Origin of the sequence: Bradyrhizobium sp. HKCCYLS3077 (genome assembly GCF_051167555.1) — a bacterium.
Classification (GTDB): domain Bacteria; phylum Pseudomonadota; class Alphaproteobacteria; order Rhizobiales; family Xanthobacteraceae; genus Bradyrhizobium.
Map to the genome: position 1 here is coordinate 83,533 of NZ_JBNPTH010000003.1, position 14,178 is coordinate 97,710.

At 66.0% G+C, this 14,178-nt stretch carries 14 protein-coding genes; 13 read left to right on the forward strand and 1 reads right to left on the reverse strand.

Annotation, left to right across the window (positions count from 1 at the left end; genetic code table 11):
• Positions 1 to 3: 3 nt before the first annotated feature.
• The 9 genes from puhA (at position 4) to bchJ (ending at position 7,900) form a co-directional block, all read left to right on the forward strand.
• Entirely contained in the window at positions 4 to 786 is a 783-nt protein-coding gene (gene puhA / locus ACQR0Z_RS12240) for a photosynthetic reaction center subunit H (protein ID WP_434856021.1), read from the forward strand.
• A 26-nt stretch (positions 787 to 812) separates the two neighbouring features.
• Positions 813 to 1,433 carry a photosynthetic complex putative assembly protein PuhB gene (gene puhB / locus ACQR0Z_RS12245; RefSeq protein WP_434877644.1) on the forward strand — a complete coding sequence of 207 codons (621 nt, stop codon included), beginning with the start codon at positions 813 to 815 and terminating at the stop codon, positions 1,431 to 1,433.
• Positions 1,434 to 1,449: 16 nt separating this feature from the next.
• Positions 1,450 to 1,917: a photosynthetic complex assembly protein PuhC gene (gene puhC / locus ACQR0Z_RS12250; RefSeq protein WP_434918779.1), complete on the forward strand. Its 468-nt coding sequence runs from the start codon at positions 1,450 to 1,452 to the stop codon at positions 1,915 to 1,917.
• On the forward strand, positions 1,914 to 2,219 hold the full coding sequence (locus ACQR0Z_RS12255) for a hypothetical protein (RefSeq protein WP_434856019.1): 306 nt from the start codon (positions 1,914 to 1,916) through the stop codon (positions 2,217 to 2,219). The genes puhC and ACQR0Z_RS12255 overlap by 4 nt, the downstream gene beginning before the upstream one ends.
• Positions 2,216 to 3,277 (forward strand): magnesium-protoporphyrin IX monomethyl ester (oxidative) cyclase, encoded by a 1,062-nt coding sequence (gene acsF / locus ACQR0Z_RS12260; RefSeq protein WP_434918780.1) that lies wholly within the window; start codon positions 2,216 to 2,218, stop codon positions 3,275 to 3,277. Before ACQR0Z_RS12255 ends, acsF begins: the two co-directional genes overlap by 4 nt.
• Positions 3,278 to 3,290: 13 nt before the next feature.
• Positions 3,291 to 4,346: a putative photosynthetic complex assembly protein PuhE gene (gene puhE, locus ACQR0Z_RS12265; protein WP_434918781.1), complete on the forward strand. Its 1,056-nt coding sequence runs from the start codon at positions 3,291 to 3,293 to the stop codon at positions 4,344 to 4,346.
• Positions 4,343 to 5,554, forward strand: a complete 1,212-nt coding sequence (gene hemA / locus ACQR0Z_RS12270; RefSeq protein ID WP_434877488.1) for a 5-aminolevulinate synthase — start codon at positions 4,343 to 4,345, stop codon at positions 5,552 to 5,554. Before puhE ends, hemA begins: the two co-directional genes overlap by 4 nt.
• Positions 5,555 to 5,652: 98 nt before the next feature.
• Complete coding sequence (gene bchE / locus ACQR0Z_RS12275; RefSeq protein WP_434918782.1) at positions 5,653 to 7,257, forward strand: magnesium-protoporphyrin IX monomethyl ester anaerobic oxidative cyclase; 1,605 nt, start codon at positions 5,653 to 5,655, stop codon at positions 7,255 to 7,257.
• A gap of 1 nt (position 7,258) precedes the next feature.
• A complete protein-coding gene (gene bchJ, locus ACQR0Z_RS12280) occupies positions 7,259 to 7,900 on the forward strand; it encodes a bacteriochlorophyll 4-vinyl reductase (protein ID WP_434918783.1) in 642 nt (213 codons plus the stop codon).
• A gap of 48 nt (positions 7,901 to 7,948) precedes the next feature.
• Here bchJ and ACQR0Z_RS12285 read toward each other — a convergent pair whose 3' ends face one another.
• Positions 7,949 to 8,869, reverse strand: a complete 921-nt coding sequence (locus ACQR0Z_RS12285; protein ID WP_434918784.1) for a LysR family transcriptional regulator — start codon at positions 8,867 to 8,869, stop codon at positions 7,949 to 7,951.
• Positions 8,870 to 9,034: 165 nt separating this feature from the next.
• Here ACQR0Z_RS12285 and ACQR0Z_RS12290 point away from each other — a divergent pair, with 165 nt between their 5' ends.
• Genes ACQR0Z_RS12290 through fba form a run of 4 tightly spaced genes read left to right on the forward strand, consistent with a single transcriptional unit; the run spans position 9,035 to position 14,145 of the window.
• Positions 9,035 to 10,069, forward strand: coding sequence for a class 1 fructose-bisphosphatase (locus ACQR0Z_RS12290; protein ID WP_434918785.1), 1,035 nt, complete (start codon positions 9,035 to 9,037; stop codon positions 10,067 to 10,069).
• 50 nt (positions 10,070 to 10,119) lie between these two features.
• On the forward strand, positions 10,120 to 10,995 hold the full coding sequence (locus tag ACQR0Z_RS12295; RefSeq protein ID WP_434877483.1) for a phosphoribulokinase: 876 nt from the start codon (positions 10,120 to 10,122) through the stop codon (positions 10,993 to 10,995).
• Positions 10,992 to 13,019, forward strand: a complete 2,028-nt coding sequence (gene tkt, locus ACQR0Z_RS12300) for a transketolase (RefSeq protein WP_434918786.1) — start codon at positions 10,992 to 10,994, stop codon at positions 13,017 to 13,019. Before ACQR0Z_RS12295 ends, tkt begins: the two co-directional genes overlap by 4 nt.
• Before the next feature lie 43 nt (positions 13,020 to 13,062).
• Positions 13,063 to 14,145 carry a class II fructose-bisphosphate aldolase gene (gene fba / locus ACQR0Z_RS12305; RefSeq protein WP_434918787.1) on the forward strand — a complete coding sequence of 361 codons (1,083 nt, stop codon included), beginning with the start codon at positions 13,063 to 13,065 and terminating at the stop codon, positions 14,143 to 14,145.
• Positions 14,146 to 14,178: the final 33 nt, after the last annotated feature.

Genomic DNA, 14,178 nt, shown 5'->3' on the forward strand with positions numbered 1-14,178 from the left:
ACCATGCAGACGTCTTTCACGAGCTACATCGATGTCGCCCAGGTGGTGCTTTACGGGTTCTGGGTGTTCTTCGCAGCCCTGATCTTCTACCTGCGCACCGAGGACAAGCGCGAGGGCTATCCGCTGCAGTTCGAGGGCCGCGTCGGCCGCCGGACCGCGTCGAGCGGTCACGGCTTCCCGACCCCGCCGAGCCGCAAGACCTATTACATGCATGGCGGCCGTACCGCGAGCCTGCCGAACTGGGACAACGACCGCTCGGATGCGCCGGTGACGCCGATGTATCCCTGGCCGGGCACGCCCTATCTGCCGACCGGCAACCCGATGCTCGACGGCGTCGGCCCGGGCTCCTTCGCCGCGCGCAGGGACGAACCGGAACTGACCATGGACAACATCCCGGCGATCGTGCCGCTGCGCGTCGACGGCAGCATCTTCATCGCCTCGGAGGATCCGGATCCACGCGGCATGCCGGTGATCGGCTGCGACGGCCAGCTCGGCGGCAAGGTGCGTGAGGTGTGGGTCGATCGCGCCGAGATGCTGATCCGCTATCTCGAAGTCGAGGTCGACGGCATCGTCGGACGCCACGTGCTGCTGCCGATGACGATGGCCGTGGTCGACAGGTCGCGCAAGGCGGTGCTGGTCGATGCCATTCTCGGCTCACAATTCGCCAACGTGCCCGCTCTCGCCAATGCCGACCAGGTCACCAAGCTCGAGGAGGACAAGATCGTCGGCTACTATGGCGGCGGCCACCTCTATGCGACCGCCGCGCGCCAGGAGCCGCTGCTGTGAGCAGGCTTCGCGATCGTGATGAGCTGATGCTGCCGGAGGGCGAGCGGCTGCTCTGGCAGGGACAGCCGGCGGTGAAGGCGCTGCTGCTGCGTGTCTTCCACCTGCGTCTGGTGCTCGCTTATTTCGCGGCGCTGTTCGGCGCGCGCGTCGTGGCCGGTGCGCTGGATCACCAGCCGCTGGCGGCCTCGGTCGCCAGCGCGTCGTCGCTGGCAATGCCGGTGGCGATCGCCACGCTGCTGCTCACCGGCCTCGCGGTGCTCTACAGCCGCACCACGCGCTACACCATCACCTCCAGGCGCGTGCTGCTGCAGTTCGGCGCCGTGCTGCCGATGACCTTGAACGTACCGTTCAAGCAGATCGCGCGCGCCGACGTGAAGCTGTTCGCGGACGGCTCCGGCGATCTTCCGCTCGGCGTCCTGGCGCAACAGCGGCTGTCCTATCTGCTGCTGTGGCCGCATGCGCGTCCCTGGCGGCTGAACGAGGTCGAGCCGATGCTGCGCGGCGTGCCTGATGCCCGCGCAGTCGCCGAGATTCTCGCCAAGGCGCTGGTCGCGGCCTCCGATGGCGCGGTCGCGGCCCAGCCGCTCGCGGCTGCTGAGGGTCATCCGCAGGGCACGCCTGCGGGCGCCGTGGCCAACGCGGCGTGATGAGGAGGAACAAGCCATGAGCCAGGCCGAGGGCCATGTCGAAGCCGAAATCATCATCCCGAAGGGCGCGTTGCGCGCAGCCTTTGCGCTGGTCGCCTTCGCTCTGCTCGCTGCCGGTGTCGGTCGCCTGACCGGCCTCGGCACCGTGCAGCATGATCACGTGGCCGCCGTGCAGACGGTGGCGCTGCGGTTCGAGGACCGGCCCGACGGCGGCATCTCCGTGGTGTCGCCCGACAGCGGCAAGGTCGTCGGCGTGGTCGAAGCCGGCTCTGACGGCTTCCTGCGCACCGTTCTGCGCAGCATGGCGTTCGACCGCCAGCGTCACACGATCGGCTCGGGGCCGGCCTTCACCATCAACCGATGGTCCGACGGCCGCCTGAGCCTGGACGATCCCGCCACCGGACGGCGGGTCGATCTCGCGCCGTTCGGTGACAACAACAGGCGCCGGTTCACGGAGCTGATGACCATGGGAGAAACGCGATGAGAGCCTTATGGGCCAACGAGCCCCGCCGCTTCGACATCGGCTGCAGCATCGAGGTCGAGCAGACCTCCGAGACGCTGCACGCCCATGTCACGCTCGACCGCGACGTCAACATCCGTCCGGGCGACGAGGTCGTGATTCATGGCGAGCCGATCACGGTCAAGTTCGGCGAGCAGCTCAACCTGCGCCGCACGGCCACTGTGGTTCGTGCTGGTCCGGTGAAGCGCATGATGATGCATGTCGCCGGATATCTCGAACTCACGGAATTGTACGACGTCAGCTTTTCGGACGGGAGGGTCAGATGATCGCAATGGAAGGTGGGTCCGGCAACATTTCCACCAAGATGGCGCTCGAGGACACGATCCTCACGCCGCGCTTCTACACCACCGATTTCGCGGCGATGGACCGGCTCAATGTCGACCTGGTGCGCCGCGAATGGGATGCTGTCATGGCCGAGCTGCGCGCCGACCACAACCGCAAGCACTTCGTGCGCACGCCGGAGTTCGACAAGGATCTCAACGATCTGCCCGAGGCGCTTCGCGCCGAATTCAAGGACTTCCTGGTGTCGTCGCTGACGGCCGAGTTCTCCGGCTGCGTGCTCTATGCCGAGATCAAGAAGCGGATCAGCAATCCCGATATCCGCGAGCTGTTCCAGTTCATGAGCCGCGACGAGGCCCGCCATGCCGGCTTCATCAACGAGATCCTGAAGGATCACGGCATCGGCGTCGATCTCAGCTTCCTGACCAAGACGAAGAAGTACACCTACTTCAAGCCGAAGTTCATCTTCTACGCGACCTACCTGTCGGAGAAGATCGGCTACGCCCGCTACATCACCATCTATCGCCAGATGGAGCGCAATCCGGAACGCCAGTTCCACCCGATCTTCAAGTGGTTCGAGAAGTGGTGCAACGACGAGTTCCGGCACGGCGAGGCGTTCGCGCTTCTGATGCGCGCCGATCCGAAGCTCTTGAGCGGATACAACAAGCTCTGGATCAAGTTCTTCCTGCTCGCGGTGTTCGCCACCATGCATGTCCGCGACCACATGCGCCCGGCCTTCTACGAGGCGCTCGGCATGCCGGTCGACGAGTACGACATGCGGGTCTTCCGGATCACCTCGGAGATCTCGCGCCAGGTCTTCCCGGTGATGCTCGACATCGACAACCCGCGCTTCTGGGAAGGCCTCAAGCGCCTGCGAGAAATCTCGGAGGCGATCGCCGATGCGAAGGCGCAGGGCGGCATCATGGGCACGCTGAAGCGCGCCGTGCTGCCGCTCAAGGCGGCCCTGACCTTCGGCCGGTTGTATCTGCTGCCGGCCAAGAGCAACGAGCTGCCACGGGAGATCAGGCTGCAACCCGCCTGGTGACAAGGAGCCGGACATGGGCGCGACCGCGATTGCCATACCCTATGTCGTGTTCGTCTGGTGGTTCTCGACCGGCGCCGTGCTGGCGCTGGTCGGGCTCGCCGCCCGTTACCCGGCCGCGTTCAAATGGGGCACGGCCGCGGCGTTCGTCGCGGCCTTGTCCGGCGTCGCGGTGTCGAGCCAGTCGGCCGAGGACGCCAGCGCCTATTGCGCCTTCACCTGTGCCATCCTGCTGTGGGGCACGGTGGAGATGTCGCTGCTTGCCGGCTGGATCACCGGGCCGCGGCCCGAGCCGTGCCCGCGGGATTGCACGCCGGCCTCGCGCGTCGGCTTTGCGTTGCAGGCGATCGCCTATCACGAACTGGCGCTGATCGCGACCGCGGGCCTGGTGTTCGCGGTGACATCCGGCGCCCCCAATCGGCTGAGCTGGTGGACGTTCGCCGCGCTGCTGGTGCTCAGGCAGAGCGCCAAGATCAATCTGTTTCTCGGCGTGCGCACCCTGAATGACGAGCTGCTGCCGCAGCAGGTCCGGTTCATGCGCAGCTATTTCGCCAAGAAGTCGATCAACCTGCTGTTTCCGTTCTCGATCGCCGCTGCGACCACCGCGACCGTGTTGGTTGCCGCTGCCGCGCTGGGCGCAAAATCGACCTTCGATGGCGTCGCGCTGTCGCTGCTGGCGTCGCTGATCGCGCTCGGTCTGCTCGAACACGGCTTCATGGCGCTGCCGATGCCGGTCATTAATCTCTGGCGCTGGAGCGCGCCGGCGGAGCCGGTCATGGCGGCCGTCGTCGCCATCCCGGCATCCGTGCCGGTCACGCCCATGGCGCGGCCGGTGCTCGCCGTCGTGCCGGCCACGCCGGAAGCAGAGCGTCCCATGCCCGCGCCCAAGACATCGATGTCGGCGCAGAAGACGGCCGCCGCGCTGGCGCGGCAGCGGCTCGAGGAGCAGTTCCGCCAGGCCTATCGCCAGGCCCGCGCCGATGCGCAGGCGCAAACCATCACCGGACTGGCCGCGGTGTCGGTCACACCGCCGGTCGATCCGAACACGACAGCACAGGGGGGAGTACCATGAACTACGAAGACTATTTCCGCCGCCAACTCGACGGCCTCCGGCGCGAAGGACGCTATCGCGTGTTCGCCGATCTCGAGCGCAAGGCCGGCGCCTTCCCGCGTGCGACCTATCGCGGTCCGCATGGCGAGCGCGAGGTCTCGGTGTGGTGCTCCAACGACTATCTCGGCATGGGCCAGCATCCGAAGGTGCTGGAAGTGATGCACGAGGCGCTCGACCGCTGCGGCGCCGGCGCCGGCGGCACCCGCAACATCAGCGGCACCAACCACTACCACATCCTCCTGGAGGAGGAGCTTGCCGATCTCCACGGCAAGCAGGCGGCGCTGCTGTTCAACTCCGGCTACGTCTCGAACTGGACGTCGCTGTCGACGCTCGCGGGACGGATGCCCGGCTGCGTGATCCTGTCGGACGAACTCAATCACGCCTCGATGATCGAGGGCATCCGCCACAGCCGCTGCGAGACAAGGATCTGGCGCCACAACGACGTTGCCGATCTCCGCGACAAGCTGTCGGATCTCGACCCGAAGGTGCCGAAGCTGATCGCCTTCGAGAGCGTCTATTCGATGGACGGCGACATCTCGCCGATCTCCGACGTCTGCGACGTCGCTGACGAGTTCAATGCGATGACCTATCTCGACGAGGTCCATGCCGTCGGCCTGTACGGCCCGCGCGGCGGCGGCATCTCCGAGCGCGACGGTGTCGCTGATCGCCTGACCGTCATCGAAGGGACGTTGGCCAAGGCGTTCGGCGTGATCGGCGGTTATATCACCGCCTCCAACACCGTGTGCGACTTCGTCCGCAGCTTCGCGTCGGGCTTCATCTTCTCCAGCTCGCTGCCGCCGGCGGTGGCCGCGGGCGCGCTGACCAGCATCCGGCATCTCAAGGCCAGCGATCATGAGCGCGCGCGGCACCAGGATCGCGTCGCGCGGCTGCGTCGCCGGCTCGATGAAGCCGGTGTCAGCCATCTCGACAATCCCAGCCACATCGTGCCGGTGATGGTGCGCGACCCCGTGCTGTGCAAGCGCATCAGCGACATCCTGCTCGATCGCTACGGCATCTATGTGCAGCCGATCAACTATCCGACAGTGCCGCGCGGCACCGAGCGGCTGCGCATCACGCCGTCGCCCTATCACTCCGACGAGGACATCGAGCATCTCGTGTCGGCGCTGTCCGAGATCTGGGCCGAGATGGGACTCGCGCAGGCGGCCTGATCGCCTGCGCAAACCGCGCGGCGTTTGCGCCAGATCAATTTGTCAATCCAGCTTGACGTTAGGATGTATGGACAAATTGATAATCGGGGGAGAACGCCGTGCGGATTTTGTTGCTGCATCCGAATTATCACTCCGGCGGCGCCGAGATCGCCGGAAACTGGCCGCCGGCCTGGGCGGCCTACATCTCCGGCGCGCTGAAGGCCGCCGGCTTCACCGACCTTCGCTTTATCGACGCGATGACCAACGACCTCTCCGAGGAGCAGGTCCGCAGCCTTCTGCGCAGCGAAAAGCCTGATGTGATCGGCTGCACCGCGATCACGCCGTCGATCTACAAGGCCGAGCGACTGCTGGAAATTGCCAAGGAGGAGCACCCGGACGCGCTCACCGTACTCGGCGGCATCCACGCAACCTTCATGTATCAGCAGGTGCTGACGGAAGCGCCGTGGATCGACGCCATCGTGCGCGGCGAGGGCGAGGAGATCATCGTCGATTTGATGCGCGCCCGCGAGGACGGCCGCTGGGCCAATGATCGCCGCAGCATCAAGGGCATCGCCTATCGCGACGGCACCGAGGTCGTTGCGACCGTGGCGGCGCCGACCGTAAAGAATCTCGATGCGATCACGCCTGACTGGAGCGTGCTCGAATGGAGCAAATACATCTACATCCCGATGAACAAGCGCGTCGCGATCCCCAACATGGCGCGCGGCTGCCCGTTCACCTGCAGCTTCTGCTCGCAGTGGAAATTCTGGCGCGACTATCGCATCCGTGACCCGAAGAAGGTGGTCGACGAAATCGAGACCCTGATGCGCGAGCACGATGTCGGCTTCTTCATCCTCGCCGACGAGGAGCCGACCATCAACAAGAAGAAGTTCGTCGCGTTCTGCGAGGAGCTGATCCGCCGCGACCTCAAGATCCTTTGGGGCATCAACACCCGCGTCACCGACATCCTGCGCGACGAGGCGCTGCTGCCGCTCTATCGTAAGGCCGGCCTGATCCACGTCTCGCTCGGCACCGAGGCCGCCGCGCAGATGAAGCTCGACCGCTTCAACAAGGAGACCACGGTCGCGCAGAACAAGAAGGCGATCCAGCTGTTGCGCGACGCCGGCATCGTCGTCGAGGCGCAGTTCATCGTCGGTCTCGAGAACGAGACCCGCGAGACCTTGGAAGAAACCTACCAGATGGCGCGGGACTGGAAGCCCGACCTCGCCAACTGGGCGATGTACACGCCGTGGCCGTTCTCTGACCTGTTCCGCGATCTCGGCGACAAGGTCGAGATCTTCGATTACGAAAAGTACAATTTCGTCACCCCGATCATGAAGCCCGACGCGATGGACCGCGGCGAGCTACTCGACGGCGTCATGAACAACTACCGCCGCTTCTACATGCACAAGGCGCTGTTCTCGTACCCTTGGGCCGGCTCCGGCGAGCGCCGCCGCTATCTGCTCGGCTGCCTCAAGGCGTTCCTGAAGTCCGGCTTCGAGCGCAAATTCTACGATCTCGGCCGCGTTAATTATTGGGGGCCGCAATCCAAGGGCAAGGTTGATTTCGGCTTCGACACCTCGCGCAAGCGCGCCGAGCCCGGCAAGGTGGAATGGAAGACGAGCCACAATCGCAAGCTGACCGGACCGCAGCAGGCGCAGGTGATGGCCTGCGGCGGCGGCACCGAGCAGATGAGCGACGAGGCCGAGACCAGGGTGCACTGAGATGCACGGCACGCGCGCCCAGCATCTTCAGCTGCCGCGCGTTGCCGCCGCCTCTGATCACGCGACGGGGCGCATCGGTCCCAATGCGATCATCCAGACCGCGGAGGCCTTGCGCCTCCTGCGCGGCGAGACCGACGCGCGCCGCGTCTTCGCATCCGGCGGGCTGGAGCCGTATCTCGCGGCGCCGCCGGCCGACATGGTGGATGAGGCGGAGGTCATCCGCCTGCATCGCGCCGTGCGGGCGGCGTTGGATGCAGATGCAGCCCGTGCGGTCAGCCTCAAGGCGGGGCAATTGACCGCGCTCTATCTGCTCGCCCACCGCATTCCCAAACCCGCCCAGCGCGTGCTCCGCGTGCTGCCGGCGCGCCTCGCCAGCCATGCGCTGTCGCGTGCGATTGCGGCCCATGCCTGGACCTTCGCCGGCACCGGCCTCTTCACCGCCCGCCCGGGACGGCCGACGATCTACGAGATCAGCCATTGCCCGTTGTGCCGCGTGCAGGGAGCCGACCATCCGATCTGCGACTTCTACGCCGCGACCTTCGAGACGCTGTTCGCAACCCTGGTGCATCGGAACGCGCGGGCGCGCGAGATCAGCTGCGAGGCCATGGGGGCATCTGCCTGCCGCTTCGTGATCGACTGGTGAGACGAAATTATGCGAGATGCGGCACCGTCAGGGCTTCGGGTGTCGCGCTTAGCGGGGCAGGAACCGCGCGCCTTCCTTGCCGAAGAAGTCCAGCATCGCCTGCGCCGGCGGCAGCAGCAGCTTGTCGGCACGCCGGACGGCATGCCAGTGGCGCACGATCGGCAGGCCCACGACCTTCAGCATGACCAGCCGGCCCTCGCTGAGCTCGTGCGCCACGGTGTGCTGCGAGATGAAGGCGATGCCCAGCCCGGCGATGACCGCCTGCTTGATTGTCTCGTTGCTGTCCATCTCCATGCTGGTCTTGGGATGCAGGCCGCGCTTCTCCAAAAACGTCTCCATCAGCAGCCGCGTGCCCGACCCCGGCTCGCGGGTGATGAACACTTCGCCGGCGAGATCCTCGGGCGCGATGCGCTTGCGCCGCGCCAGGCGATGGCCGGCCGGCGCGATGATGATGTGCGGATGCTTGCCGAACGGGCGCATGTCGACCGGGATGTCGGCGGGCGGCCGGCCCATGATGGCGATGTCGAGATCGTAGCCGCGCAGCGCCTCGCGCAGGCTGTCGCGGTTGCCGATGCGCAGGGTCACGTCGATCTTGGGAAAACGCCGCGAAAACTCCGCGATCGCGAACGGCACGAAATATTTCGCGGTCGAGACCGCGCCGATCGCGACCCGGCCGCCGCTGCGGCCGGCGAGAATGTCCAGCGCCTGCTCGCAATCGAGCAGCGCCGCCTCGACGCGTTCGGCGAGCGCGAGCACGCTGCGCCCCGCTTCGGTCAGGATCATGCCATCCGTGGTGCGCTGGATCAGCGGCAGCCCGGCGAGCTCCTGGAGATTGCGAATCTGCAGCGTGACCGCGGGCTGCGTGAGGTTCAGGCGGCCGGCCGCCGACGTGACGGAACCCGAGTTCTGCACGGCCACGAGCGCGCGCAATTGGCGAATGGTGAGATCGCGGGAGAAGTGGCGGCTCATGGAACCCTCAAGAGGTCGATCGCATAAGGAAAACTTTGGTCGATCCAAAGATATTGAAATTTCCCTAATCGGGCAAATCGGTGTGTTGATAGCAGCGCGGCACGACGCTTTCGTGCGGCTTCATCAAGTTCCCGGCAGAGGAGCTGATGGCGAGGGAGTGGACTTATGAATAGCCAAGCGGATCATCAGACATTGCACGCGCATCTCGCATTGCAGAATGCGAACGCCGATTGCGCGGTGGTGATCGAGGCCCTCGCCGATGCCGCGCGCGAGCTCGCGCGGCAGATCGCCATCGCCCCGCTGTCCGGCGTGGATGAAGGCGCCGCCACCGTCAACACCGATGGCGACATCCAGAAGGCGCTCGACATCGTCGCCGACAATCTGATGCGCGACGCGCTGCGCCGGGCGCCCGTTGCCGGCATTCTCTCGGAAGAGGGTGATCGCCCCGAAACGGTCAACGAGGCTGCCCCACTTTGTGTCGCGATCGATCCGCTCGACGGCTCCTCGAACCTGCAGAACAACATCTCGGTCGGCACCATCTTTTCGATCCGGCCGCGCGGCCGCGACGTGCTCTCGAGCTTCTTCGAGCCCGGCACCGCGCAGCTCGCCGCCGGCTTCTTCGTCTACGGCCCGCAGACCTGCCTCGTGCTCGCGATCGACCATCGCGTCGACCTCTACGTGCTGCATCCGACGTTGCACGAATTCATCCTCGCCAAGTCGGGCATCCGCATCCCGCAGGATACGCCGGAATTCGCGATCAACGCCTCGAACCGCCGGCACTGGAGCGGCACTGTCCGCAACTATGTGGACGAGTGCCTGTCCGGCGCCGCTGGCCCGCGCGGCCGCGACTTCAACATGCGCTGGATCGCCTCGCTGGTCGCGGAGGCCTACCGCATCCTGATGCGCGGCGGCGTGTTCCTCTATCCCGCCGATTCACGCCCGGGCTATCGCGAGGGCCGGCTGCGACTGGTCTACGAAGCGCATCCGATGGCGCTGATCATGGAATGGGCCGGCGGCTCGGCCTCGAGCGGCCGCGCGCGCATTCTCGAATTGTCGGCGCGCTCGCCGCATCAGCGCGCGCCGCTGATCATGGGCGACGTCCGCCTCGTGCGCGACGTCGACCAGTTGCATGAGGGCGTCGAGCCGCTGTTCGAAACCAGCGATGCGCCCCTGTTCGCCCGCCGCGGCCTGTTCCGCTGAGCGCGCGCTGCTGAGCCTCCCCGGCTCGGCGAGACGTCCGGAGAAAAATCATGTCACGTCGTCATCCCATCATCTCGATCACGGGCTCGTCCGGTGCGGGCACCACCTCGGTCAAGAAGACCTTCGAGAACATCTTTCGCCGCGAGAACGTCAAGGCCGCCTATATCGAGGGCGACGCCTTCCATCGCTACAATCGCGAGGACATGCGCCGCAAGATGGTCGAGGAGGCCGAGCGCGGCAACAAGCATTTCAGCCATTTCAGCCCCGACACCAATCTGTTCGAGGAGCTCGAAAAGACCTTTCGCGACTATTCCGAGACCGGCACCGGCACGACGCGCCACTACGTCCATGACGAGGAGGAGGCGCGGCTGTACGACGCCCGGCCCGGCACCTTCACGGAATGGACGCAACTGCCGGCGGAGTCCGATCTGCTGTTCTACGAGGGCCTGCACGGCGCCGTCGTCACCGAGAAGGTCAACATCGCGCAGCATGCCGACCTGAAGATCGGCGTGGTGCCGGTGATGAACCTGGAATGGATCCAGAAGCTGCATCGCGACCGTGCCTCGCGCGGCTACACCACTGAGGCGGTCACCGATACCATCCTGCGGCGCATGCCGGACTATGTGAACTACATCATCCCGCAGTTCTCCGAGACCGACATCAACTTCCAGCGCGTGCCGACGGTCGACACCTCGAATCCGTTCATTGCGCGCTGGATCCCGACCCCAGATGAATCGATGGTCGTGATCCGCCTCAAGAATCCGCGCGGCATCGACTTCCCTTATCTGCTGTCGATGATCCAGGGCAGCTTCATGTCGCGTGCCAATTCGATCGTGATCCATGGCTCGAAGCTCGATCTCGCCATGCAGCTCATTCTCACCCCGATGATCATGCAACTGATGGACCGAAAGAGGCGCACGCTATGACCGCCAACGCCCTGCAAAAGCCCGCCGCGAAGGCGGATCCGGCGCATGCCGAGATGGCGAACGCCATCCGCTTCCTCGCGATCGACGCGGTGGAGAAGGCAAAGTCCGGCCATCCGGGCATGCCGATGGGCATGGCCGATGTCGCCACCGTGCTGTTCTCCCGTTTCATGAAGTTCGATCCGGCCGATCCGTCCTGGCCCGATCGCGACCGCTTCGTGCTGTCGGCCGGCCACGGCTCGATGCTGCTCTATGCGCTCCTGCATCTCACCGGCTACGAGGCGGTGACGATCGACGAGATCAAGGCGTTCCGGCAATGGGGCGCCAAGACGCCGGGGCATCCGGAGTATGGCCACACGCCGGGGGTCGAGACCACGACCGGGCCGCTGGGGCAGGGGATCGCGACCGCGGTCGGCATGGCGCTCGCCGAGCGCCTGATGAACGCGCGTTACGGCGACGAACTGGTCGATCATTATACGTATGTGATCGCCGGCGACGGCTGCCTGATGGAGGGCATCAGCCACGAGGCGATCTCGCTCGCGGGGCATCTCCGGCTCAATCGGCTCATTGTCTTGTTTGATGACAATGGCATCTCGATCGACGGCTCGACCGGGCTGGCCTGCTCCGACGATCAGCTCGTCCGCTTCGCGGCCTCGGGCTGGGCGACCAGCCGCATCGACGGCCATGATCCCCTGGCTATTGAATCCGCGATCGCGGCCGCCCGCCAGAGCGACCGTCCCAGCATGATCGCCTGCCGCACCACGATCGGCTTCGGCTCGCCGGGACGGCAGGGCTCGGAGAAGGCGCATGGCGCGCCGCTTGGCCCGGAGGAGGTCGAGAAGACCCGAGCGGCGCTGCACTGGCCGCATCGTCCGTTCGAGGTGCCCGCCGACGTGCTGGTGAGCTGGCGCGAGATCGGCGCGCGCGGCCGCAGCGTGCGGCAGGCCTGGAAGGAGCGGGCGCGCAAGCTCGGCACGTCTGACCGCTCGCCCTGCCACGACGCGCTCAACAAGAAGCTGCCGGCGGCCTACACCGAGCGCATGGCGCAGTTTATCGCTCAGCTCACGGCCGAGAAGCCGAAGATCGCCACGCGCCAGGCCTCGCAGAACGTGATCGACGTGATCGCGACCGTGCTGCCGAACCTGCTGGGCGGCTCCGCGGACCTGACCCATTCCAACCTGACCAAGGCGAAGACGCACAAATCTGTCACACCTTCGACGATGGACGGCAACTACGTCCATTACGGCGTGCGCGAGCACGCGATGGCCGCGGCCATGAACGGAGTCGCGCTGCATGGCGGTTTCATTCCCTATGGCGGCACCTTCCTGGCGTTTGCCGACTACAACCGGCCCGCGATCCGTCTGGCCGCGCTGATGGGCATCCGCGTCATCCATGTGATGACGCACGACTCCATCGGCCTCGGCGAGGACGGCCCGACGCATCAGCCGGTCGAGCATCTGCCGAGCCTGCGCGCCATTCCCAATCTCCTGGTGTTTCGTCCGTCCGATGCGGTCGAGACCGCCGAAGCCTGGGACTGCGCGCTGCGCGCCGAGACCTCGCCGTCGGTGCTGTGCCTGTCGCGGCAGGCGCTGCCGGCCTTCCGCACGGAGGCGTCGGATCACAACAAGGTGGCGCTCGGTGCCTATGTGGTGGTCGAGCCTGAAGCGGGCCGCGACGTGACGCTGATCGCGACCGGCTCGGAGGTGGCGATCGCGCTGGAGGCGGCGAAGCTGCTGGCGGCGGAAAAGGTCCAAGCGGCCGTGGTGTCGGCACCGTGCTTCGAGCTGTTCCGCAAGCAGAGTGCGGAGTATCGCGCGGAGGTGCTCGGCAGCGCGCCGCGCATCGGCGTCGAAGCCGCCATCGAGGGCGAGTGGGCGCGCTGGCTCGGCGATGCCGGCGAGTTCGTCGGCATGCACGGCTTCGGCGCCTCGGCGCCGGCCGACGTGCTGTACCGCGAATTCGGCATCACGCCTGCGGCCGTCGCCGATGCGGCCATGCGCAACATCATCCGGGCGCGGGCGTCCTGAGCCGCACCACACACAAAACACCGAACAGCGACGGAGACCAATCATGGCGCGGATCACGCTCAGACAATTGCTGGACCATGCCGCCGAGCGCGGCTACGGCGTGCCGGCGTTCAACATCAACAACATGGAGCAGGGGCTCGCGATCATGGAGGCGGCGGCCGCCGTCGACGCCCCCGTGATCATCCAGGCCTCGCGCGGCGCGCGCTCCTATGCCGGCGACATCATGCTGTCGAAGATGATCGACGCGCTGGAGGAGATGTATCCGCAGATCCCGCTGTGCCTGCATCAGGACCACGGCAATGACGAGGCGACCTGCGCCACCGCCATCAAATACGGCTTCACCTCGGTGATGATGGACGGCTCGCTCAAGGCCGACGCCAAGACGGCGGCTGATTACGAGTACAATGTCGACATCACCCGCCGCGTCACCGACATGGCGCATTGGGTCGGCGCGTCCGTGGAGGGCGAGCTCGGCGTGCTCGGCTCACTCGAGCACGGCGGCGGCGAGCAGGAGGACGGCCACGGTCTCGAAGGCAAGGTCAGCCGCGACCAGCTCTTGACCGATCCGGACCAGGCGGTCGATTTCGTCCGCGCCACCAAGGTCGATGCGCTGGCGATCGCGATGGGCACCTCGCATGGCGCCTACAAGTTCTCGCGCCAGCCCGACGGCGAGATCCTCGCCATGAACGTGATCGAGGAGATCCACCGCCGCTTGCCCAACACGCATCTGGTCATGCACGGCTCCTCCTCGGTGCCGCAAGGCCTGCAGGACATGTTCAACCAGTTCGGCGGCGAGATGCCGCAGACCTGGGGCGTGCCGGTCGAGGAGATCGTCCGCGGCATCCGCCACGGCGTCCGCAAGGTCAACATCGACACCGACTGCCGGCTGGCGATGACGGCGATCTTCCGGAAAGTGGGCGCGTCGTCGAAGGCCGAGTTCGATCCGCGCAAATTCCTGAAGCCGGCGATGGATTCCATGCGCGACCTCTGCCGCGAGCGCTTCGAGCAGTTCGGCGCGGCCGGCAACGCATCCAGGATCAAGGTGCTGCCGCTGTCGGATATGGCCAAGCGCTATCGCTCCGGCGCGCTCGATCCGCGAATTGGGGGAATGACCGAAGCTGCGTGACGTCAACAAGCCACAACGAAACAGGTTAGGAGG

Coding starts and splice junctions, on each gene's coding strand:
- puhA (WP_434856021.1), top strand. CDS start 4: ATGCAGACGTCTTTCACGAGCTACATCGATGTCGCCCAGGTGGTGCTT.
- puhB (WP_434877644.1), top strand. CDS start 813: ATGCTGCCGGAGGGCGAGCGGCTGCTCTGGCAGGGACAGCCGGCGGTG.
- puhC (WP_434918779.1), top strand. CDS start 1,450: ATGAGCCAGGCCGAGGGCCATGTCGAAGCCGAAATCATCATCCCGAAG.
- ACQR0Z_RS12255 (WP_434856019.1), top strand. CDS start 1,914: ATGAGAGCCTTATGGGCCAACGAGCCCCGCCGCTTCGACATCGGCTGC.
- acsF (WP_434918780.1), top strand. CDS start 2,216: ATGATCGCAATGGAAGGTGGGTCCGGCAACATTTCCACCAAGATGGCG.
- puhE (WP_434918781.1), top strand. CDS start 3,291: ATGGGCGCGACCGCGATTGCCATACCCTATGTCGTGTTCGTCTGGTGG.
- hemA (WP_434877488.1), top strand. CDS start 4,343: ATGAACTACGAAGACTATTTCCGCCGCCAACTCGACGGCCTCCGGCGC.
- bchJ (WP_434918783.1), top strand. CDS start 7,259: ATGCACGGCACGCGCGCCCAGCATCTTCAGCTGCCGCGCGTTGCCGCC.
- ACQR0Z_RS12285 (WP_434918784.1), bottom strand. CDS start 8,869: ATGAGCCGCCACTTCTCCCGCGATCTCACCATTCGCCAATTGCGCGCG.
- ACQR0Z_RS12290 (WP_434918785.1), top strand. CDS start 9,035: ATGAATAGCCAAGCGGATCATCAGACATTGCACGCGCATCTCGCATTG.
- ACQR0Z_RS12295 (WP_434877483.1), top strand. CDS start 10,120: ATGTCACGTCGTCATCCCATCATCTCGATCACGGGCTCGTCCGGTGCG.
- tkt (WP_434918786.1), top strand. CDS start 10,992: ATGACCGCCAACGCCCTGCAAAAGCCCGCCGCGAAGGCGGATCCGGCG.
- fba (WP_434918787.1), top strand. CDS start 13,063: ATGGCGCGGATCACGCTCAGACAATTGCTGGACCATGCCGCCGAGCGC.